Genomic DNA, 20,762 nt, shown 5'->3' with positions numbered 1-20,762 from the left:
GAAAGATACCGGTACAATCTTCTGTTCATTTCTTTGTGGTACAAGTGTTCCGGTTTCACATGCCAGGGAACGAATTTTTCGTAGCCAGTAGTAGTATGATTTTGTATTCACGTTGTTCTGGCTGCACCAGCCTACAACTGTCATACCACTGTTCTGGCAGTCCTGAATTATTTGAGTCCATTGCCTCCGCCTGAATTCGGTTTTGGCATCTGTGATTTTATCCATTTTCTGATAGCCTCCTCAAAATTGCTTTGGACTTTTTAGTCATTGACGAAAAACTTGAAAAAGTCTAAAGGTTCTTTGGAAGTATTATCTCAAATGAATGGTTAATGTGTAATGCGCTCTTTTATTGAGCGCTTACGAACAACAGACCTATAAGAGTTGTATGGGGCTTCTTAAGCTGGCCGATAAATATTCGGTTGTACGACTAGAAGCGGCCTGCAAAAAGTCACTTGGTTACACAGCTTCTCCCAGCTACAAAAGTATTAAAAATATACTTACTGCAGCACAAGACAATTTGGCAACAGAGGAACCTAAACTTGAAACTACACAGAACAAATTCGGCGTCATAAGAGGTGCCGATTATTACAGGAGGTAAGGCATTATGACTAACCAAAGTACAATTGATAAATTAATTGAAATGCGCCTGACGGCAATGTCAGATGCATTCCGTAGCCAGTTAAAGGATTCTAAAATAAATGATATCCCTTTTGAGGACCGATTCGGTATGCTGGTGGATATCGAATTCAGTAGCCGTAAGAATAACCGACTCAAGAGACTTATCAAAAATGCCGAATTTGATCAGCCTGAGGCTTATTTCGGAAACATTGATTACACTTCAGGCCGCAAGTTGAATAAAGACCTCATAAAGAGGATTGCAACATGTGAATATATCACTGAACACCGGAACTTATTTATTACCGGTGCAACCGGCTGTGGTAAAACCTATATGAGTTGCGCCTTTGGAATGGAAGCCTGCAAACAATACTATTCTACAAAGTACATTAGACTTCCCGATCTTCTCATTGACCTTGAAATGGCAAGAAGTGAAGGCACCTACAGGAAGGTCATGTCCAGATATGCGAACACTGTACTCCTCATTATTGACGAGTGGCTCTTACTGAAACCGACCGAAAATGAACAAAAGGATATCTTTGAACTCCTACATAGGAGAAGAAAGAAATCATCTACCATCTTCTGTTCACAGTACCGCTCAGAAGGCTGGTATGAACAACTTGGTGGCTCGGATAGTCCATTATCGGATGCCATTTTAGACAGGATTGTTCATGACTCATACAAAATCAATATCGAAAGCATTGATCCAGCAAAGGATATATCTATGCGTGAGGTATATGGACTAGAGAAGTCCTTAAGCGAGTAAACTCGCACCAAAAATGATTTCCAGTGCCGGACATCTGATTTCCACTTTTCCGGTACTGCGATTTCATCGCACAAGAATATTCACACCAGATTTACCTGTGGAAGTGGTTGAGAATACTCTTCCCAAAGATAAACAAATATGTCCAGAGTGTGGCGAAGCACTCCACGTTATGGGTAGGGACATACGGCGTGAATTAAAGCTGATACCTGCAAAGGCAGTTATTGTAGAGCATGTGAGGTATACATATGTTTGTCGGGATTGTGAAAAAATGCTTGTGGGGTTCCTATTCTTAAAGCACCTGTTGACGAGCCTGTCATTAAGGGTAGTTTTGCATATCCTGAAGCTGTAGCACAAATCATGACACAAAAGTTTGCTATGAGAGCACCGCTGTACCGACAGGAACAGGATTTCCGCAGGTATGGAATATGCTTATCAAGACAAACCATGTCAAACTGGCTGCTCAAATGTTCCGAGGACTGACTGGATGTAGATTTACACATTATTTTACCCCACAGTTTACAAATTAAAAACTCCTAAAAAATAAAGGATTTGCAAATTAAAATAGTTAACCTTCACAATAAAATAGCTGCTTTTGCAAAATAAAATAACCAAGCGCAAAAAAGAACAGCCTTTAGAAAGACTGTTCAGCTATAGATCTTAATGCACTTGCGACTGTAATATCATCAACTTATCCAAGAACTTGTACTAATTTCTCTCTATTCCAAAACTCATCCCTAAAATCTGCTATATGGCAACCAGCTCCGAAATCAGGCATACAAGCAAATCCGCCACAAGAATTTTTACCGACCATAACATGGATGCTAGAGCGGCTTTCGATCCGAAATTCATAGAAATTTGCATTTTTATACAATGATTTTATACGGCCTTTCCAACGCTCCGTCTTGCTTTTTCCTTTGTTAATACAATCAAATCCCATAAAATCCTCCGCTATGCGATTAGTTCTGTTTCATTTTGTGCCGCCATTACAATTTCAGTGTCTATTGACCTAACATTTTGGGTAGCCCCAATCATAAGGCATTTTTCAATAATTGAGTCAAGCTTTCTAGTAGAGACATTACAACAAGAATACAGCGATTCTAAAGCATTTTGATTAAATATTGGTTCGTGGCAGCCACAGAGAGAAGCCTAGAAATTATGTAATTTTCCATTTCAGATTTGGTAATTCCCTGAAAATTGTAGTTAATTACAATTCTTTGGCGGAGGGCTTCATGAACTTGTTTTGATAAAATACTATTTAGAGTTGGCTGACCTGTTAGGATAAAAATTGCATAGTTTTTTGAGTCCATATCAAAATTCAATAATAGCTTTAGGTCATTTAATACCTCCGTTTTAAGGTACTGCGACTCATCAATGATAATAGTGGGGATAATTTTTTTCTCTTTAGCAAGGGTTGTAATTCTATTCTGAATAGATCTAAAAAGATCTGTTTTCTTAGACTGAGGCTCCAAATCAAGACTCAAAGCTAAGATTCGATAAAACTCCATAACAGTAACAGTGGATAAAGGAATGTAGGCCACCTTATATAGATTAGGGTTCAAAGCGGCAGTGAAGCATCTGAGCGTAAATGTTTTTCCGGTTCCCGAAAGACCAGTGAAAAGCCCTATTCCTCGGGTGCTTTTAAGGTGCTCAAGTCTTGCCGTCGCTTGTTTAAAATCCTCTGAATTAAAACTATATTTTTCACTAATTCCTTTTTCGAAACTTTTCTAATGGGATGAACTTGATTTTGTGGCTGTCTTTAAGGTATCTTTCACGAGGAGTTAGCCCCAAGGCTGAATGAATACTATTCATATATTTTTCAGATAGAAAGATATTAAACTCGGTGTTTAAAGCTTCTAATGAGTCAAAGTTGTCCCAATCCACACCGTTCATCCAGTTGTCTTTAATGGTTCTAAAGCTCCGTTCAATTTTCCCTTTGGATTCTGGAGAATATGCGCGGCTGTGAATTAAAGCGATGCCAACGGATGCACAGATTAAACCCAGCTGATCATTTTTATATGGGCCACCATTATCAACACTATACCGAATTCGGTATAGTGTTGACTATCCCGAAGAAAAAACTATGCCGAAAGTTTTTTGAACTTCCTATAGTTACCGGAAATCGCGGAGAATTTTCGGAATAGTTTTTTCTTGAACATGCACTCATTCTTTGAGACCATCTTATCAGGAGGTGGTCAAATGAGAAAAACAATGAAATTAACGGACCTAATTAATGCTATAATACAGATCATGGTAGACACAGGCTTTGCAGAAGGCACAATACAAATCTATAGAGGTATTTTTTCCAGACTGCAAAAATTGGCTGACAGCAGGAAGGAAGAAGTATATTCTACAAATTTAGGACTTGTATTTATAGCGGATACAAATCATCCAGGAACAGACGAATACTGCCATTCAAGATATTGTTACCATTGTAGAATCATTCAGTTTATTGAATCGTTTATCAGAGCAGGTGCAGTAGACTGGAGCATCAATTCCGGTGCACCTGCTGAAAGTTTTAAATCACGAGATTTTAATACTATGTTCTTAAAATTTGATGAAATGATGTTATCTAGAGGATTAAAGACTAACACTCGTGATGGATATCATAGATTTGTTGGGTATTTTCTACGATATCTCAGTGATAAAGGATATCAATCTACTAGTGAAATTCAGAATGGTGATGTTGTAGCATTTATTGTTGTCGTGGTTCAGGAGCATTATTCTTCAACAAGCTTAGGTTCACATATGCCTAGATTAAAGCTTTTTCTACAATTATCAGAATACACTCAGTCCTTTGTAAGAGAGATACCAGTTCATCTGCCAAAAAAACGCGACATTCTTAAAGTATATAATGACGAAGAATATCAGCAGATGATTCAATATCTTGAGAATGCTCCAATTACTTCAAGAGATAAAACGATATCCTTCATTGCACTTGAAACAGGCTTAAGAGCCGTTGATATCTGCAACCTAAAACTTAGGGATATTGACTGGGAACACAGTGCGATTCGTCTTATTCAAGAAAAGACTGGAAAATCTTTGGTTTTGCCTTTGAAAGAAACAATTGGAAATCCTCTTGTTGATTATCTTCTAAATGAAAGACCTGTTTCTCAAAGTGACTATGTGTTTTTACGTTTTGAAGCACCATTTGTACCAATAAAATCTCATGCCGCTTGTTATAGAATTCTATTTAGAATAGCCAATAATACAGGAGTAGAATCCAATGGTCGTATTTACGGAACCCGTATTACTCGTCATAGTACTGCATCAAGATTGCTGAGGCAAGGCGTTCCTTTGCCTGTTATTTCAGAGGCTTTGGGCCATAGTAATCCAGATAATTCTATGAGGTATATCACGACAGATGATCTCAAGCTTGCAGAATGTACATTACCTCTTCCAAGAGGGGGTGAATGTGATGCTATGTAATCAAATTTCACTAAGAACAAATGCTGAATCATTTGTGGTGTATAAAAAGAGTTTAGGCTATGTGTATGAAACACAAAGTTATTGTTTAATGCACTATGTATCATTTGCTGAAAAAACATCTGATAATTGCAGTATCCCAGATAAAAGCAGTATTTTAGCTTTTATCGATACTATGTCAGATGCACCAGGTACTTTATATAACTGTGTTGCCGTGTTACGAGAATTCAGCCGCTACCTTCAATTGCAGGGATTTTCAAATGCATTTATTGTTCCAGCAAATAAAAATCCGCAAATACATCCTGAGCCTCCATATTTTTTTAACCGAATGGAAATCAATATGGTCTTTGCAGAGTGTGACAGTGTTAAGCCACATGATTCATTTCAAGGTCGAGAAATAGTTCTTCCAGCCATGTTTAGATTAGTTTATTGTTGTGGACTGAGATGTAAGGAAACAACCACCCTGTTATGCAAAAATGTGGATATAGAGTACAAATACATGGATATCATACAATCAAAAGGACTAAAAAGCAGAAGAATATTCATTAGTGAAGAACTGTCTGCTTATCTAAAAGAATACGAAATCACAATTAGCCAAGTATTTCCATACAGAAAATACTTTTTTCCTTATAGAGTTGATGGACACTATTCAAGTGGCATGTTAAACAGAAATTTTCATAAGTTCTGGTTTCAAGCATTTCCTGACTTTAATAGTGATATCATCCCAACAGTATATGATTTCCGACATCATTTCGCTTATTACAATCTTAATAAATGGGCACGCGAAGGACTGGATGTAAACATCATGCTTCCATATCTCATGAGATACATGGGACATAATTCTATAAAAAGTACTTTGTACTATTTTCACTTCGTACCTGAATTCTTTCCAACCTATCAGGAAATGTCATTATTTTCAGAAGATATCATTCCGGAGGTACCATATGAAGAATAAGCAAAAGGCGATTGACTTTTGGTCAATTTCGAAGGAGTACATTAATCATTATCTTCCTGATATTAGAAAATCCAGCAATAATACAATTAGTGCCTATCGGGCAGGAATTAATCTGTTTATTGATTATCTTGAAGAGAATAAACGGATCAGACGGCAGGAAGTATCTTTTGAAGATTTCTCACGTCAAAATTTAAAAGATTTCATGGACTGGTTAATAAATGAAAAAAAGCTTGCTATGAAAACAGTTAACTTACGTCTTACTGCAATCCACTCTTTGTTGGAGTATGCATCAGTAGAGGATGATAGAATAATTCCACTTTATCTTAATGCTCGCACCATAAAGGGGATGAAGGTCAATATGAATACAATTGAATACTTTGAAAAATACCAGATGCAAGCATTGTTAGCATCGCCAAGTTCTTCTAAAAAGAGCGAACGACGCAATCAGATGATGTTGATTTTAATGTATGATACAGCCATAAGAGTCCAGGAGATACTTGATTTATGCATAAGCAGTTTGCATCTAGAAGCAGAAGTTCCTTATCTTACTGTCTATGGCAAAGGTGGAAAGTACAGAAATATTCCCATAATGGCTAAAACAAAACAACATCTTGTACGGTATTTGAAGGAGTTTCATTTGACAGGAAGTAATAATGATCCGCTGTTTTATACTGTAACATACGGAAAAATACACAAGCTCTCAGATGATACGCTAGAAAAGATGATAAAACGTTATGCACTACTATGCAGTGGAAAGGAAATATCTATGCCGTCTGACTCACACTGTCATATGATTAGAAAAACCCGTGCAATGGATTTATATCAGAATGGTGTTCCACTGACACATATACAGCAACTGTTAGGACATGAAAATATTTCTACTACATCAGGCTTCTATGCTTTTGCAACATTAGATACTTTGGCAAAGTCCCTTTCTAATGCCAAGGACGACGTTGCTGAAAAAAGATGGATAGATTCAGATACTCTTGCACAACTTTATCGTTTATAACTGCAAAAAACTATTCCGAAAATTCTCCGCGATTTCCGGTAACTATAGGAAGTTCAAAAAACTTTCGGCATAGTTTTTTCTTCGGGATAGTCAACAAACAGTTTTTTAGGAACGCCATATTTAGAGATGGCTTTTTTAAGAACAATCTGAAAATTTACAGCATTGTCATTAAAGAAAAACTCTGCATGAGGGATGATTCTTGAAGCATCGTCTAAAACTGAAACAAGATAGGTCTGCCTTTTTAGGCCATTCACTTTAATTACAGGACCATGGGAAGTATCTGCTTGCCAACAATCTCCCGCAAATTCCATTTCAAAAGCCTTTCTTTCAATAGGTACTAATTGGCTAGGTTTTAGATTGTTATCACGGATATATCGAAGAACTGAAGCTAAAGATGTTTTATGTTCTTTTAAATATCCCTCCTCAATTAGTTTTCGATAAACAAGAGTTCCAGTAATGTAGGGAAATTTTTCTTTTAATTCATTAATTTTAGCAATAGCATCATTGCTGATAACCCTGGGGAACCCAGCATCAGCCCTCTTTTTAGGAATCAGAGCATCAAAGCCCTTGTGTTTGTAGTCTAAGAACCATTTTTTAATAGTACCTGAAGAAAAATTTGCAGTGGTGCCATCGGGTAAAGTATATGACTTTGAAGCCACATCTCTAAAGTATTGAGACTGAGAAGCAGACTGGTAGGAATCATTAACAACAGGGCTAATTAATGAGAACCTAAAGAGTGCTAATTCTTGAATTTCTTTATCCTTCATATGTAAAAACCTCCTTCTTGGACTTTTTAGATGTAATACGTTTCGCTAAAAGTCCTTAGAAACAGGATACAAGAATTTGAAACTGAAATATATTCAAAAGTTATGTGGGTGGCCTAAAATATGAACCAATGTGGAGCTGCTGGGATAAAACATTTTGACTTCTAGACATTAAAAAAAACGAATTTGAAAAATTAAAGTACTGGAATTGGAAATTAATGAAATTCAAACTGGTATTGATAACAGAAAGTATACCCTTAGGGGAAGAGTTAAAATCAATCTCTATAGAGAGAAATATTCTTAGGAAATTTATACATGGACAAAAATGAACAATAAATTTTTTAATGAAAAGATAAATTAGCTGAAAAGATATTTTAAATTGCTTAAAAATACTCAGAATTCCTTGGTTTTCAAGAAAATACATTGCTAAAACTTGCATAATACAGGAAAACGAATAAATTACAAATGGAATTACGTCAGCAGGAAGTACCGCATGAGTAGTTTTACATGAATTGCAGATAAGACGTAGAAGATTTAACCTTTTCTCAATTATATTTGAATTCTCTAGAAAGCAAATATTTCTTGAATAAATACCATGCCTAGAAAACGAATGAATAGCGCCGCAACAAGGGCATTTGAAATCCCAAATCCTATAGAAATCTAAAATTTTTCTTTGTAATTGTTGAAATTTACTGCAAAATTTAATATCATAATATTGTTGTGTGTTTAACCTTAGTGTTAAGCATTTGATTAGAAGAGCTAACTTTTCGACGGGTTGGGGCTCTTCTTTTCTTTATATTATCATATTTATTATTCTGCAAATATTTTTTCACGTTATCATGATCTATTGAGACTAAGAAAGATAAATTAATTTAAAAAGATTTTAAATATCTTGAATGGTTTATTTCGTGAATCTACAACTGGAGCCAATATATAAAACATTAAGAGAAGATAGAGAAAACTCTGTAGCCCTCCAATGTAAACGGTATTGTAATCGACTGTTTGATATTGAGTGCGATTTGCATAACCTAAGTCCAGATGAGCGCTATCAAAAACGTCATGAACTGGCAAAGCCTGTGCTTGACGAGTTTTTTGTATGGCTAAAATCCTTAAGCCCTGCGACCAAAACAGGTTTAGGACAAGCAGTTTCTTAGCAGAGCGTTCCATCCATCAAGCCATTTGTGATAGACAGAAAAAACTTTCTTTTTGCTAATACACCGCGTGGAGCCAAGGCAAGTGCTGTGATTTTCAGTATCATAGGATCGCAAAAGAGAATGGTCAAAATCCTTATGCTTATCTAGTTTATATTTTCAAGAACGCCCCCAAATTGGAATATTCTCAATAATATTAATACACTTGAACTTTTGCTTCCATCTAACGTGCCAGAATCATGTAAGACTACTGCTCGTTAGGGTTTGTCAAGGTGGTCTTTGTTTTGATGCTTACAGTTCTTATTTAAAAACAGACCTATTCAAAAATCAGAAACGGAGGAAATGCCATATGGCAGGAGAAAGAAGAGTTCCTAATTACAGAAAGCTGCATCCAGCGGTAAGCGAGGAAGTAATAGCAGTTTTAAGGCAGAGTGAACGAAAAATGCATTACCAGGAATATGATCTCAAAACAAAGAAGTTTGCGGTAATAAAGATAAACAGAAAGATTTTTTCATACCAAGCGGAGAAGCTTTCCTGGAACGGCTGGAAGAAGCAGAAGTTCAGTTCCGGGATGAAAATACCAATGTAGAAGAAGCAGCAATTAGGGCTACCATGATTGAAAGGCTCATAGAAAGTCTGAAACTATTGGATACTGAGGAATATGAATTGATAACAGCTCTATTTTATGAAGGTAAAAGTGAAAGAGAATATGCAGAGCAATGCGGTATTTCAAGGACTACATTGCAATATAGAAAATATCGGATTTTAGAAAAACTTAAAAATATTTTATAAATTTTTCGTCCAACCCTCTCATTTAACGTGGAAGTAAGTGAGGGGGTATTTTTATCCGCTCAAAAGTACATTGATAATTTTATATCCGATTTCACAGATACATTAGCTGATGAGCCTGAGAAGGACAAGCGACAAAGGAAGATGCGCCAGGACCACCTGTAAAGTTAGAATACAATCCATGCAAATGGATTTTTCTCTTGAGAAAAAGAATTTATTGAAATCTTAGCTATAGATGGAGTAAAAACTCCGCTTGAAGCTATGAACTATGTTTATTCATTTCTGATTATATAAAAGAGGAACAATAAGGTGCGAGCGAATCCATCCGGCCTAAAAGCAGTAGAGCGGAACTTGTGTTCCGGACAGTTCAACTGTTTCGCAATGACCTCATCAGCCTATAATGATACTTTTGCCCAGCCATAGACATCGCAATGGGGGCAGCCTGCGGAGATCCCGGAGGAGGTGAGAATCCTATGATGAGGTTAACTGACCTCAGTTTGTGAAATCGCCCTAATGCCTGAGAAAGGCTAGCACTGGGGAAGGTGTGTCAAATACAGTGCTTATAACTTAAAGAAAGCTGACTTAATGTCAGAAGCCATAGGGATTACAAAAGACAATTATTATCGACTTTAAGCCGACAGTAGTTGACTTTGCTTTCTCTCTGCTTTTCGCAGTGCGATTACAGGGGGAAAAGTAATCCCTATTTTTGTGATATTAAGCATATTAAAGATGACATGGAGAGGAGCATAAAGATGGAATTTGATATATATAAAATCGGAGCTGAAGCCGTAAAAGAGCATAGAATGTCAAAGGAGCAATCTAGACAGGAAGTGCAGTACAAGATGGCACTTAAGATGCTGCAGATATTGCTCCGAAGAGGCATTGTGACAGAAGATGAGTATGAAAAAATAGATATTTTGAACCGACAATCATTTTCTCCGCAACTTGCAAAAGTATATGTGTAAAAACACTTGCTTTCCGGAAAGGTTTGGAGTATTGTGTGTTGCTGACAAGGAAAATCATTCCGGAAAGGAGGAAAAATTATATGGCAAAAAAGGTAATGAAGATTGAACCTGTAAGGCAAAAAGTAATACAGCAATTAAGACCGAAAAAACGAGTATGTGCTTACTGCAGGGTCAGTACTGATTCCACCAAACAGCACACTTCCTATGTTGCACAAGTAGAATATTACAAGACATATATAGAAAAACGGAAAGATTGGGAATTTGCCGGAATTTTTGCGGATGAAGCAAAAAGCGGAACACAGGTCAGAAAACGAGAAGAGTTCCTGCGGATGATGAAAGAATGTGAAAACGGAAATATCGACATCATCATAACAAAATCGGTTACACGATTTGCAAGGAATACCATCGACAGCATTGAAGCCATAAGAAAACTAAAATCTCTTGGTATTACCATATATTTTGAAAAAGAGAACATCAGTACCATTTCGGAGCAGAGCGAACAGATGCTTACAATACTAAGTTCTCTAGCGCAAGGGGAATCGGAAAACATATCGCAAAACATTCGATGGGGAATACAAAAAAGATTCAGAGACGGCAGTTTCAATCTTACTTGCGTAGCTTACGGCTATACCAAAAATCAAGATGGAGAATTAATCATAAAGGAAGATGAGGCAGCTGTTGTTCGCAGGATTTACCGTGAATATCTAAACGGAAAAGGCTCATATGTAATAGCAAGGGATTTGACAAAAGATAATATACCGCCTGTCAGAACAGCTGATAAATGGAGTGACTGCGTAGTGAAAGATATTTTACATAATCCAATATATGAAGGTGATCTGATGCTACAGAAAACCTATACAACTGAGGTACTCCCTTACACGAAGAAAATAAATCGTGGAGAGATGCCTCAGTTTTTTATTAAAGACAACCATGAGCCAATAATCACCAGAGAACAAGGTGAAATGGTGAGAGAAATCTTAGAATACAGAAGAAGTCAAATGGGTATGGATGACAGAGGTAAATATCAAAATCGCTATAAATTCAGCAGTAAGATAATGTGCAAAGAATGCGGAGGGATTTTCCGAAGACAGAAAATATATATCGGAAAGCCTTATGAAAAAATCCAATGGAGCTGCAAGAATCACATCGAAAACAGCAAGCTCTGCAGAACAAAACCCATCAGAGAGGATTCCATAAAAGCTGCATACCTAACAATGTGGAATAAGCTCACAAGCAACTATAATATTATACTAAATCCCTTGCTTGACTCCCTTAAAAACTTAAGAGTGAGCAAAGAGCAGGAAGAAGAAATCGAAAACTTAAATAACAGAATCATGGAATTGACGGAGCAGAGCCATATCCTTAGTCAAGTAGTACAAAAGGGATATTTGGACTCTGCTGTTTTTATACAGAAGCAAAATGCGCTTAATGTTGAAATTGAAGAAATAAAGAAAAAGCGTAACAGTCTCCTTGATAACAACGGATTTGAAACAGAAATAGCAGGAACTGAACAGCTTCTGGAGATTATAAAATATAATCCTGAAATAATGGATGCATATGATGAAAATCTATTTTTACATACAGTAAACAAGGTACTCATCGGGAACAGCGGAGAGATAACCTTCCGGCTGATTAATAATCTAGAATTAACCGAGTATGCGGATAAGGGCGGTGGCAAAGCATGATGCAGAGGCATATGCCTTTGGGCTACAAAATGGTAAACGGCAATATAGAAATACAGGAAGAACAAGCTGAAATTATAAAAAGAATATTTAAGGATTACATCAATGGAAAATCAATGATTGCCATTGCAAAAGAGCTGACTGTAATGAATGTTCTCAATGCCAATAAAAAGCCAAATTGGAATCATGGATCAGTCGGAAAAATACTGCAAAATGTCAAATACCAAGGCGATACCCTTTATCCTAAACTCATAGAAAAAGATATATTTACAAAGGCACAGCGGAGAAGGACAGTCAAAGAGGCTGAACTTGGAAGAACACAGCAGATTTATGCCATGAGAAACCAGACAGTTTTCAGTGGGAAAATCAGATGTGGAGAATGCGGTGAACCTTACAGGAAATATATCGAACATGCAGGAAAGCCATCAGAGAAAATAAAGTGGAAATGTAAAAAATATATTTTTCAAAATAGCGTTTGCTGCAAAAATCAATTTTATACTGATAGCCAACTAAAGACCATATTTATAGCTGCCACAAATGAGCTTATAAAGAAGAAGTGGCTGCTGGAAAATGTACCCAAAAAGGGATCACTGAAAATGACCCTTGAACTCAGACAGACAGAAAACCGAATAAAAGAACTGGATCAGGAGGAACAGTATTCCTCACCTGAGCTTGCAGAACTGCTATTTAAGCGAGCAGAGCTTTATTATATAGGTTCAAAAATAGATGACCACAAAAGCAATACAGAGAAAATAAAGGAAGCATTAGCCGATATAGAAAAAATAACCGAATTCAATGAAGAGCTGTTTGAAGCCATTATCAAACAGATAACAGTATATAAAGAATCCGAAGTAGAAGTGGAATATATAAACGGAACAATAATAAATGTAGAAAACAGCAGAAAGGATGAAGCCCATGACAGTTACGAAAAAAACGGTAGCAATAATACCACCTCAAATAAAATACGACAGGCATGTAAGAGTAGAGCAGAAAAAGCTTAGGGTAGCAGCCTACTGCAGAGTAAGTACCCTGCTTGAACAGCAGGAAGGCAGCTATGAAGCACAGGTGGAATATTATACAGAAAAAATAAACAGCAATCCCAATTGGAAATGTGCCGGAATATTTGCCGATGATGGCAAAAGTGCAACCCAGACAAAAAAGCGTGATGATTTCAACGTGATGATAGAAGCTTGCATGGCAGGAAAGGTAGATTTGGTACTGACAAAATCGGTCAGTAGATTTGCGAGAAATACCGTAGATGCACTGCAATACATAAGAAAGCTGAAAGAAAAGAATATCCCAGTAATATTCGAAAAAGAAGGCGTAAATACAATGGAAAGCGGCGGTGAGCTGCTTATCACAATACTGAGCAGTCAGGCACAGGAGGAAAGCAGGAACATCAGTGAAAACACAAGATGGGGATTAACAAGACGGTTTGAAAACGGAATAATATCCGTCAATCATACAAAATTTTTAGGGTATACCAAAGACAAAGATGGAAACCTTGTAATAGTTCCAGAAGAAGCCGTTATAGTGAAACGAATTTTCAGAGAATATCTTGAGGGCAAAAGCATAATCCAGATAGCCAAGGGACTAGAAGCAGACGGAATCAAAACAGTAACAGGACTGGATTGCTGGCATCCTGGAACAATAGATAAAATGCTTTCTAATGAGAAATTTTGCGGAGATGCCTGTATGCAAAAGACCTACACCATAGACTTTCTTACAAAGAAGAAAGTAAAAAATGAAGGCTATGCTCCGCAATACTATATAGAAGATAACCATGAGGCAATCATACCGAAGGAGTTATTCCATCAAGTGCAGGTGGAGAAAGCAAGGCGGGCAAGCCTTAATAAAGCTGCAGTAACTAGAAAATCAAACAAAGCAAAAAAGGAAAAGAGCAAATATAGCTCAAAATATGTACTAACCGAACTTCTGGTATGTGCAGAATGCGGTCATGCTTACCGGAGACAAACATGGTCAAAATATGGACAGAAAACAGCAGTATGGCGGTGCGAGGATAGGCTGAAAAGCGGAACAAGCTCCAAATGCAAAAACTCCCCAACCTTGAAGGAAGAGCAACTCCACGATGCTATCATGAAAGCCATCAACAAAGTAGTAGAAAACAACGGAGACTTTATTGGAACATTTCGTGAGAATGTTATCAGGGTTATAGGAAACTATAGCACTCAAGGGATAGCAACTGAATATGATTACCAAATCGAAGAACTGCAAAAGCAGATGCTGAAGCTCATCGAAAATAATGCAAAACAAGGAGCTGTAAGCGATGATTTTGACAATGCCTACAAACACATATCAGAGCAGATAAACGAACTAAAAAAGGCGAAAATACAGCATGTACAAGCACAGAAAAAGGCAGAGAACTACCAACAGAGAGTAGAGGCACTGGACAAAGCCATAACCACGGTAAACCCACAAGTGCGAGACTTCGACCAAGAGCTTGTGAAAAGGCTCATTAGCTCAATTAGAGTCTCCAAAGGAATGAAAATAGAAATACAGTTTCATTCGGGGATTGTAATGTCGGAGGAAGTGGACTGCTATGAGGATTAAAATGGAAGGCACACTATGTGAATTTTAATAGGAATCACCATTACCGTAACTGCCAGTACAGCAGCTGCGGTTTTTCTATGTCTATCAGCAACACTTTGTGCTTGTAGCAACTGTTTTTAAATCATTATGAATAGAAATTGGAGGGAGAAGATGACAACAGAAGAATTATATGAATTACAGGAAGATGGAAATCTCGGATATGCCTGTGTATATAAAAAAGGCGATAATGGAATTCACACTGATTATATGTTTCCGATGACTGCAGAGAACATTGCAAACTTTATTGGAAAGAATGCTTATACAGCAGATAAGATTATCATGACAGATATGTGTGACAGGCTGATTTGTGAATCTATATATGGTGGGTTTATAATGACCTGTCCAAATCAGAAACTATGCAGAGATATTATTCCTCACTTGGCACCCATTCAGCAGGGAGAGAAAGAACCAAAAGACTTCCCAGTTGCAACCAGAGAAGAAATGGAGGCATTATGGCATTCAGAAGAAGAGGCAGTAATGCAGGCGGAATTTAGGATGTTGTAATTTGTAAAAGCTCACTTGGTTGAGGGTATTGTTAATTCCATTCATTCAATTGAGGAACGTAAACATTTTGATCATGACTTTAATGATGACTTATAACAATTATGAGTGTTTAAGAAAAACGAAAGTTTTACTTTCTGTGGAATAAAATAGAAAGGTTTTAATGATAATATTTAAAACCGTTGTAATATGTAAATTAATAAAATATATGGTTGCTTTTTCTTGTGTAAAATTTCCCATAATAGTACAATTATAATAATAATGCTGTAGATATTGTTGTGACTATTGGGACAAGAAAATGCCAACTGTGAATGAATTAATGAATATCGCTAAAGTTAAACTAGCTAATCTCTTAACGAGTGAAGGATTCATGGTTCGTGATCTATTTAAAGGATATGAATGGAACCGGATTTCATGCAGAAATCGATTACTCCTTGGCACTTTGTTTCTCAATTATATTAAGACAGATAATATAGGGGTTGTTCTGATAGAAAAGACATCATCGGGGCAACAGAGATATATAAGTTACAGGGGGGACATTATGAAACTACAAAAAATGATAATTAGTAATTATAGATGCTTTGGGAAAAAGCCAACTACTATTGAGTTTGATGACTTAACTGGATTAATTGGACATAATAGCAGTGGTAAAACCGCATTAATAACGGCTTTATTAAAATTGTTTGGCGATAAAACTTCAGATAGAAATATTGAACGATCTGATTTTCACATCCCTATTAGTCAAAATCCAGATAGCATAATTGAGAATGAAATGTTTATCGAAGCATACTTTACATTTGAAAAATCCCTTGTGGAAGAAAATGCACTTGATGTTCCTGTGTTTTTTAATCATTTTATTATAGATGAACCACAAGGAAACCCATATTTAAGAATTAGATTAGATGCCACATGGAAAAAAAGTACAAACCCTGAAGGAATTGTGGAGAGTAAAATTAATTATATAACTACAGGTTTATCAGAGGTTGAAGAGTCTGACTGCCATAAAGCTAATCGCCAAGAATTAGAACGGATAAAGATAGTTTATATACCAGCTATTAGGCAACCAAATGAGCAACTTAAAAATGTGTCAGGTTCTATTATGTATCGCTTGTTAAATAGTATTAAATGGTCAGATGAATCGAAATCAAAAATAGTAGAGAGAACTGAGTTGGTTGAACAAGCTTTCCTAGAAGAGGAATCCATAATATTATTAGCAGAATCATTAGATACTCAATGGAACGAGTATCATAAAGATCAAAGATATTCTAATGCTAAGATTAAATTTAATAATTCAGACTTAGAAACTATATTGAAGAAAGTTGAAGTTACTTTTTCACCAACTCAAACAACGAGAAGTTTTAAAAGTGAAGAGCTTGGTGATGGGCTGCGTTCATTATTCTATCTCTCAATTGTTGATACAATGCTTAATATTGAAGAAAAAATCATGGAAGAAATAATCTCAAAAGGAAGATCAAAATACTTTGATCTTCTTCCTCCAATCTTAACAATTGTAGCAGTGGAAGAGCCTGAAAACCATATATCTCCTCAAATTCTAGGAAGAGTAATTGAAAGATTGAAAACAATTGCATATAAGTTAAATTCGCAATCAGTAGTAACCTCGCACTCACCATCAATTATTAAGAGAATCGATCCTACAAATATAAGATACTTCAGAACTTGTAGAAATATTGAATGTTCTGAAATAAGAGCATTAACACTGCCAAATGAAGAAAAGGAAGCAATTCAATTTAAATATATAAAAGAAGCTGTAACAGCTTATCCTGAGTTATATTTTGCTAAGTTAGTTGTTTTAGGTGAAGGGGATAGTGAAGAAATAATTCTAAAAAAAATGTTAGAACTCAAAAATACTAAAATTGATACTTCAGAAATTTCTATTGTTCCTCTAGGTGGACGTCATGTGAATCACTTTTGGAGATTGTTGAACGACTTGAATATTCCTTTTATAACACTACTAGATTTTGATCGTGAGCGTGATGGTGGAGGCTGGGGACGCATAAAATATGCAATTCAGCAACTTATAGAGAATGGTGAAAATCGTAAGAAACTCTTAGATACTGACGATGGTGTTCTGAGTAAAAAAGAATTTGATGATATGCACACATGGACAAACTATAAAAATATCGGTGGGTGGATTGAAATGCTTGAAGGTTATGATGTATATTTTTCAGCCCCATTAGATATTGATTTCGCGATGCTTACGAAATTCAAAGAACAATATATTGCTACTTTAGCTGATAATGAAGGTCCATTTATTAAAGGATATGGGAAAATTCACAAGCCAGAAGTAAAGGAAGGCGATCAAAGCACATATACGAAATTATTAAATAAGAGAATAAAATCTGATTTACGTGCAACGTTGAAAGATGAAGGTGGCGATGGTGCTACATATACTGCAAAGGAAAAAGAACTAATGATCTGGTATAATTACTTCTTTTTAAACAGAGGTAAACCTACTACGCATCGTGTTTTATTTACTGAAAATGAGGATATAGTATTTGAAGATTTTCCAGAGTGCTTGCAGAAATTTGTAAATACAATTATCGCAAAAATAAACTAATATTTTGTATAGGAGGTGGTGTAAGTGCAATGGAAAAACTGTAATGAGTGGGTACCAACAGACGGTTTTATTCTAGAAGATGCAGCAATGCTGGTCGCTACTAGTAATGCCAGCAAATTAGTAACGGCTGGTCCAGGAGCTGGAAAAACGGAGTTACTAGCACAAAGAGCGAGCTACTTATTAGAAACCAACACTTGCATAAATCCTAAAAAAATACTGGCTATAAGTTTCAAAAAGGATGCTGCTTTAAATCTAAAAGATCGAGTTGAGAAAAGATGCGGTAATGAATTGGTATTTAGATTTAATTCTATGACATTTGATGCATTTGCCAAATCGTTACTAGATCGTTTCATGAATGGATTACCTGTTAAAATCAAACCTAATAAAAACTATGATATAGGTTTAAACAACGAAAACAACGGTAAAAGCATTCTTTCTTTTCAAGCTATTTCCAAGTTAGCTACTGAAATTATTAGAACAAATCCATCCATAAAAAAGTCACTACAATTAACATATAGTCATATTTTTTTAGATGAGTTTCAAGACACTACTTCAATACAATACGAGCTTGTAAAAGCTTGTTTTCTAGATTCAAAAGCGGTAATTACTGCAGTAGGTGACAGCAAACAACGAATTATGCTTTGGGCAGGTGCAAGGAGAACTGTTTTTGAAGATTATCTAAGTGATTTCAAAGCAACGAAGGAAATACTATTAATGAATCATCGGTCTGCTCCACGCCTTGTAGAAATACAAAAGGCTATGTATGCCAATCTTAATGAAAAAGAAGCTAATATTAAGCCGTCTCCAAAATGGGATAGTCAAATGGGCGAGGCGTTCTTGAGGTTTTTCAATGATGAAAATACAGAAACAGAAGTTATATGTAATGAGATAATAGAATTAATAGAAAGTGGAACCAAACCAAATGATATATGTATTCTTGTCAAACAAACAGTGGATACATATAGTGAAAGTATAATTAAACGGCTAGAAGATAGTAGTATTAGAGCAAGAAATGAAACTGTCTATCAAGATTTGTTAAAAGAAGAGATTGTCAAAATCTTGACTTTTATTTTTATACTTACTACTTCAAAACAAAATCCGAATGAGTGGAGATATATTAATAACTTTTTTTGTGAGATAGAATCTCTTGATGAAAACTCAAAGACTGAAGAGTTTATGCGCGTTGAAAACGAAGTAAATATCTTGCTAAAGACCTTTGCAAATAATATTCATAACATTTCTGATCCGAAAATATTTAATCAAAATATCAATATCATTCTAGAAAGATTGTCTTATGATAGGCTTGCTGCAATATTTCCAGAGTATAAAAATAAAGCTTATTATTCAAAGAAAATATTAGAGTTTAAAAAGTTGTTGTGGAAGGAGTATTTATTGGTTAATGATTGGAAAGTTGCTATTGAAAATTTTATAGGTGAAAATTCAATTCCCATCATGACAATTCATAAAAGTAAAGGTCTAGAATATAAATCTGTATTTTTTATTGGGCTGGAAGATTCCGCCTTTTGGAATTTTGCTAATCAACCCGATGAAGATAAATGTGCTTTTTTTGTAGCTCTCTCAAGAGCTAAAAATCGTGTGGATTTTACTTTTTGTAGAGCTAGAAGGACGAGGTTTAATAACATACAGAGTAATGAAGGAATAAATGAACTTTATGATATGCTATCTAAAACTGGCTTAGTTAAAGTAGAAAATCACTAAAAAATAGGAGTGTACTCTAAAGAGTAATAGTAATTGTTAATTATCGATATGGGTATAATCATTATAAAATAATTAATTGTGCCCAATAAAGCTTTCAAGTAAAACACATTTATTTGAAAATTTAATGAGCAAATTAGGCACTACGGTGTTGAAGAAATTTATGATTAAGATAAAGATTTTAGCGATAATCTTTCCCACTATTTGGCTAAATGACATTTTCTAAATAGATGAATTCAGATTTGGTGTTTTAAGATTATATGTACCAGAGCCATAATATAAATTGTTGTCTTACTATTTGTAACCAGCATGCTATAATGATTATAAAGTTAGCTATGAAATGAGGCTCAATCTTGGATTTTAAAAGAATATCAGAAAAACAAAAATCGTATGATGATGGAAAAAATACACTTCATAAAGTTACAATTGAATCTTATAATAATGCGTTTGAAGTAGAATTTACTCATAACTCTACTGCAATAGAAGGAAATACCCTTACGCTTATTGAAACTAAAGTGGTATTGGAAGACGGTATTTCCGTTGGAGGAAAAGCACTTAGAGAAATATACGAAGTTGTAAATCATAGAAAAGCCTTCCGTTATGTGAAACAATGTATCCAAGAAGGGCTTCCTTTGAGTGAAAAAATAGTAAAAGACATTGATGCACTTGTCATGAAGAATATCATAGTCGGTGGTATATATAGAAATGAAGAGGTTTTTATTAGTGGTGCCAGCCACACACCACCTGCAAGAAACGAAATGTATTTTCAGATAAAGAATTTCTTTGCAGATTTAATGTATAAGAAAGATTTGAATCCAATTGAACTAGCAGCATGGACACATGGAGAGTTTGTTAGAATTCATCCGTTTCAAGATGGTAATGGTAGGACATCAAGACTGATTATGAACTATCAATTGATGAGCTATGGTTTTTTACCGATTTCTATAGCAAAAGAAAATCGATTGAATTACTATAATGCATTAGACAAATATGCTGCTCAAGGTAATCTAGATGATTTTACAAATATGATTGCGGAATTGGAAGAAGCACAGCTTGATAAATATATCTCTATAATACCGGAACAGAACCAATCACATCAAATGTAAAAAGTATCCATAGTGTTTAAGAACATTCACATCTTCTACTTTCATAAATTTATGGAGGTAGAAGTTTTTATTTTAATTTAAATGGAAATAATTTTGCAATATTTATGCAAAATTGAATAGTAAATTTGACTT

The 20,762-nt window shown here is 35.5% G+C and carries 23 protein-coding genes and 1 pseudogene; 19 read left to right on the top strand and 5 right to left on the bottom strand.

The genetic code is table 11. The annotated features are described in order from the left end of the window. Positions 1–225: IS66 family insertion sequence element accessory protein TnpA (tnpA, locus tag LY28_RS17280; RefSeq protein WP_110463355.1), on the bottom strand; the 225-nt coding region annotated here is incomplete at its 3' end. Between the two features lie 160 nt (positions 226–385). Between tnpA and LY28_RS17275 the strand changes: the two genes are divergently transcribed. The 4 genes from LY28_RS17275 to LY28_RS19890 are packed head-to-tail and all read left to right on the top strand — an operon-like array spanning position 386 to position 1,861. Beyond that, on the top strand, positions 386–598 hold the full coding sequence (locus LY28_RS17275; protein WP_110463429.1) for a hypothetical protein: 213 nt from the start codon (positions 386–388) through the stop codon (positions 596–598). A gap of 6 nt (positions 599–604) precedes the next feature. Further along, positions 605–1,381 carry an IS21-like element helper ATPase IstB gene (istB, locus tag LY28_RS17270; RefSeq protein ID WP_110463428.1) on the top strand — a complete coding sequence of 259 codons (777 nt, stop codon included), beginning with the start codon at positions 605–607 and terminating at the stop codon, positions 1,379–1,381. A 13-nt stretch (positions 1,382–1,394) separates the two neighbouring features. Then, positions 1,395–1,730, top strand: coding sequence for an IS66 family transposase zinc-finger binding domain-containing protein (locus LY28_RS19760; protein WP_110463427.1), 336 nt, complete (start codon positions 1,395–1,397; stop codon positions 1,728–1,730). Then, positions 1,667–1,861, top strand: a complete 195-nt coding sequence (locus LY28_RS19890; RefSeq protein ID WP_479692094.1) for an IS66 family transposase — start codon at positions 1,667–1,669, stop codon at positions 1,859–1,861. Before LY28_RS19760 ends, LY28_RS19890 begins: the two co-directional genes overlap by 64 nt. Positions 1,862–2,069: 208 nt before the next feature. Here LY28_RS19890 and LY28_RS17255 read toward each other — a convergent pair whose 3' ends face one another. Both LY28_RS17255 and LY28_RS19845 read right to left on the bottom strand, forming a co-directional pair. Beyond that, positions 2,070–2,318 (bottom strand): DUF6618 family protein, encoded by a 249-nt coding sequence (locus tag LY28_RS17255; protein WP_110463425.1) that lies wholly within the window; start codon positions 2,316–2,318, stop codon positions 2,070–2,072. Positions 2,319–2,478: 160 nt separating this feature from the next. Beyond that, positions 2,479–3,006, bottom strand: a complete 528-nt coding sequence (locus LY28_RS19845) for an ExeA family protein (RefSeq protein WP_422785020.1) — start codon at positions 3,004–3,006, stop codon at positions 2,479–2,481. Positions 3,007–3,577: 571 nt separating this feature from the next. Here LY28_RS19845 and LY28_RS17240 point away from each other — a divergent pair. The 3 genes from LY28_RS17240 to LY28_RS17230 are packed head-to-tail and all read left to right on the top strand — an operon-like array spanning position 3,578 to position 6,768. Next, positions 3,578–4,807 carry a tyrosine-type recombinase/integrase gene (locus LY28_RS17240; RefSeq protein WP_165835616.1) on the top strand — a complete coding sequence of 410 codons (1,230 nt, stop codon included), beginning with the start codon at positions 3,578–3,580 and terminating at the stop codon, positions 4,805–4,807. Beyond that, positions 4,797–5,759 carry a tyrosine-type recombinase/integrase gene (locus tag LY28_RS17235; protein ID WP_165835615.1) on the top strand — a complete coding sequence of 321 codons (963 nt, stop codon included), beginning with the start codon at positions 4,797–4,799 and terminating at the stop codon, positions 5,757–5,759. The genes LY28_RS17240 and LY28_RS17235 overlap by 11 nt, the downstream gene beginning before the upstream one ends. Then, on the top strand, positions 5,749–6,768 hold the full coding sequence (locus tag LY28_RS17230) for a tyrosine-type recombinase/integrase (RefSeq protein ID WP_110463421.1): 1,020 nt from the start codon (positions 5,749–5,751) through the stop codon (positions 6,766–6,768). Before LY28_RS17235 ends, LY28_RS17230 begins: the two co-directional genes overlap by 11 nt. A 53-nt stretch (positions 6,769–6,821) precedes the next feature. Here the strand turns inward: LY28_RS17230 and LY28_RS17225 are convergent, their stop codons facing one another. Together LY28_RS17225 and LY28_RS19840 are read right to left on the bottom strand one after the other, a co-directional pair. Beyond that, the gene (locus tag LY28_RS17225) at positions 6,822–7,535 is read right to left on the bottom strand and encodes an integrase (RefSeq protein ID WP_110463420.1); all 714 of its coding nucleotides are present in this window, start codon (positions 7,533–7,535) and stop codon (positions 6,822–6,824) included. Positions 7,536–7,635: 100 nt separating this feature from the next. Further along, positions 7,636–8,181, bottom strand: coding sequence for a DUF6431 domain-containing protein (locus LY28_RS19840; protein ID WP_422785019.1), 546 nt, complete (start codon positions 8,179–8,181; stop codon positions 7,636–7,638). Between the two features lie 247 nt (positions 8,182–8,428). Here LY28_RS19840 and LY28_RS19835 point away from each other — a divergent pair, with 247 nt between their 5' ends. From LY28_RS19835 to LY28_RS17170, 12 genes and pseudogenes are all read left to right on the top strand, one after another. After that, complete coding sequence (locus LY28_RS19835) at positions 8,429–8,686, top strand: IS66 family transposase (protein ID WP_110463419.1); 258 nt, start codon at positions 8,429–8,431, stop codon at positions 8,684–8,686. Positions 8,687–9,032: 346 nt separating this feature from the next. Next, positions 9,033–9,272, top strand: a complete 240-nt coding sequence (locus tag LY28_RS17215) for a hypothetical protein (protein WP_110463418.1) — start codon at positions 9,033–9,035, stop codon at positions 9,270–9,272. 23 nt (positions 9,273–9,295) lie between these two features. Next, the gene (locus tag LY28_RS19830) at positions 9,296–9,475 is read left to right on the top strand and encodes a sigma factor-like helix-turn-helix DNA-binding protein (protein WP_110463417.1); all 180 of its coding nucleotides are present in this window, start codon (positions 9,296–9,298) and stop codon (positions 9,473–9,475) included. Positions 9,476–10,224: 749 nt separating this feature from the next. Further along, positions 10,225–10,437 carry an SHOCT domain-containing protein gene (locus LY28_RS17205; RefSeq protein WP_110463416.1) on the top strand — a complete coding sequence of 71 codons (213 nt, stop codon included), beginning with the start codon at positions 10,225–10,227 and terminating at the stop codon, positions 10,435–10,437. Positions 10,438–10,517: 80 nt separating this feature from the next. Then, positions 10,518–12,122, top strand: coding sequence for a recombinase family protein (locus LY28_RS17200; RefSeq protein ID WP_110463415.1), 1,605 nt, complete (start codon positions 10,518–10,520; stop codon positions 12,120–12,122). Continuing rightward, on the top strand, positions 12,119–13,120 hold the full coding sequence (locus LY28_RS17195; protein ID WP_110463414.1) for a recombinase family protein: 1,002 nt from the start codon (positions 12,119–12,121) through the stop codon (positions 13,118–13,120). The genes LY28_RS17200 and LY28_RS17195 overlap by 4 nt, the downstream gene beginning before the upstream one ends. Beyond that, positions 13,026–14,690, top strand: a complete 1,665-nt coding sequence (locus LY28_RS17190) for a recombinase family protein (RefSeq protein WP_340162553.1) — start codon at positions 13,026–13,028, stop codon at positions 14,688–14,690. The genes LY28_RS17195 and LY28_RS17190 overlap by 95 nt, the downstream gene beginning before the upstream one ends. A gap of 150 nt (positions 14,691–14,840) precedes the next feature. Further along, positions 14,841–15,233 carry a resolvase gene (locus LY28_RS17185; protein WP_110463412.1) on the top strand — a complete coding sequence of 131 codons (393 nt, stop codon included), beginning with the start codon at positions 14,841–14,843 and terminating at the stop codon, positions 15,231–15,233. A gap of 295 nt (positions 15,234–15,528) precedes the next feature. After that, positions 15,529–15,738 (top strand): annotated as a pseudogene (locus tag LY28_RS19245) (DUF1413 domain-containing protein); the annotation flags it as partial. A gap of 33 nt (positions 15,739–15,771) precedes the next feature. Continuing rightward, positions 15,772–17,808, top strand: coding sequence for an ATP-dependent nuclease (locus LY28_RS17180; protein WP_165835618.1), 2,037 nt, complete (start codon positions 15,772–15,774; stop codon positions 17,806–17,808). 24 nt (positions 17,809–17,832) lie between these two features. Beyond that, positions 17,833–19,527 (top strand): UvrD-helicase domain-containing protein, encoded by a 1,695-nt coding sequence (locus tag LY28_RS17175; protein ID WP_110463410.1) that lies wholly within the window; start codon positions 17,833–17,835, stop codon positions 19,525–19,527. A gap of 350 nt (positions 19,528–19,877) precedes the next feature. Next, positions 19,878–20,630, top strand: coding sequence for a Fic family protein (locus LY28_RS17170; RefSeq protein WP_110463409.1), 753 nt, complete (start codon positions 19,878–19,880; stop codon positions 20,628–20,630). Positions 20,631–20,762: the final 132 nt, after the last annotated feature.

It is taken from the genome of Ruminiclostridium sufflavum DSM 19573 (assembly GCF_003208175.1).
Lineage (GTDB): Bacteria > Bacillota > Clostridia > Acetivibrionales > DSM-1351 > Ruminiclostridium > Ruminiclostridium sufflavum.
The sequence above is the reverse complement of the archived record's forward strand: the minus strand, read 5'-3'. Positions and strand labels throughout refer to the sequence as shown.

What these genes read in the sequence shown, in the direction of transcription:
- LY28_RS17200 (WP_110463415.1), top strand. Translation starts at nt 10,518, where the DNA reads ATGGCAAAAAAGGTAATGAAGATTGAACCTGTAAGGCAAAAAGTAATA.
- istB (WP_110463428.1), top strand. Translation starts at nt 605, where the DNA reads ATGACTAACCAAAGTACAATTGATAAATTAATTGAAATGCGCCTGACG.
- LY28_RS19760 (WP_110463427.1), top strand. Translation starts at nt 1,395, where the DNA reads ATGATTTCCAGTGCCGGACATCTGATTTCCACTTTTCCGGTACTGCGA.
- LY28_RS17190 (WP_340162553.1), top strand. Translation starts at nt 13,026, where the DNA reads ATGAAGCCCATGACAGTTACGAAAAAAACGGTAGCAATAATACCACCT.
- LY28_RS17215 (WP_110463418.1), top strand. Translation starts at nt 9,033, where the DNA reads ATGGCAGGAGAAAGAAGAGTTCCTAATTACAGAAAGCTGCATCCAGCG.
- LY28_RS17180 (WP_165835618.1), top strand. Translation starts at nt 15,772, where the DNA reads ATGAAACTACAAAAAATGATAATTAGTAATTATAGATGCTTTGGGAAA.
- LY28_RS17195 (WP_110463414.1), top strand. Translation starts at nt 12,119, where the DNA reads ATGATGCAGAGGCATATGCCTTTGGGCTACAAAATGGTAAACGGCAAT.
- LY28_RS17205 (WP_110463416.1), top strand. Translation starts at nt 10,225, where the DNA reads ATGGAATTTGATATATATAAAATCGGAGCTGAAGCCGTAAAAGAGCAT.
- LY28_RS19835 (WP_110463419.1), top strand. Translation starts at nt 8,429, where the DNA reads ATGGTTTATTTCGTGAATCTACAACTGGAGCCAATATATAAAACATTA.
- LY28_RS17255 (WP_110463425.1), bottom strand. Translation starts at nt 2,318, where the DNA reads ATGGGATTTGATTGTATTAACAAAGGAAAAAGCAAGACGGAGCGTTGG.
- LY28_RS17275 (WP_110463429.1), top strand. Translation starts at nt 386, where the DNA reads ATGGGGCTTCTTAAGCTGGCCGATAAATATTCGGTTGTACGACTAGAA.
- LY28_RS17225 (WP_110463420.1), bottom strand. Translation starts at nt 7,535, where the DNA reads ATGAAGGATAAAGAAATTCAAGAATTAGCACTCTTTAGGTTCTCATTA.
- LY28_RS17185 (WP_110463412.1), top strand. Translation starts at nt 14,841, where the DNA reads ATGACAACAGAAGAATTATATGAATTACAGGAAGATGGAAATCTCGGA.
- LY28_RS17230 (WP_110463421.1), top strand. Translation starts at nt 5,749, where the DNA reads ATGAAGAATAAGCAAAAGGCGATTGACTTTTGGTCAATTTCGAAGGAG.
- LY28_RS17235 (WP_165835615.1), top strand. Translation starts at nt 4,797, where the DNA reads ATGCTATGTAATCAAATTTCACTAAGAACAAATGCTGAATCATTTGTG.
- LY28_RS17240 (WP_165835616.1), top strand. Translation starts at nt 3,578, where the DNA reads ATGAGAAAAACAATGAAATTAACGGACCTAATTAATGCTATAATACAG.
- LY28_RS19830 (WP_110463417.1), top strand. Translation starts at nt 9,296, where the DNA reads ATGATTGAAAGGCTCATAGAAAGTCTGAAACTATTGGATACTGAGGAA.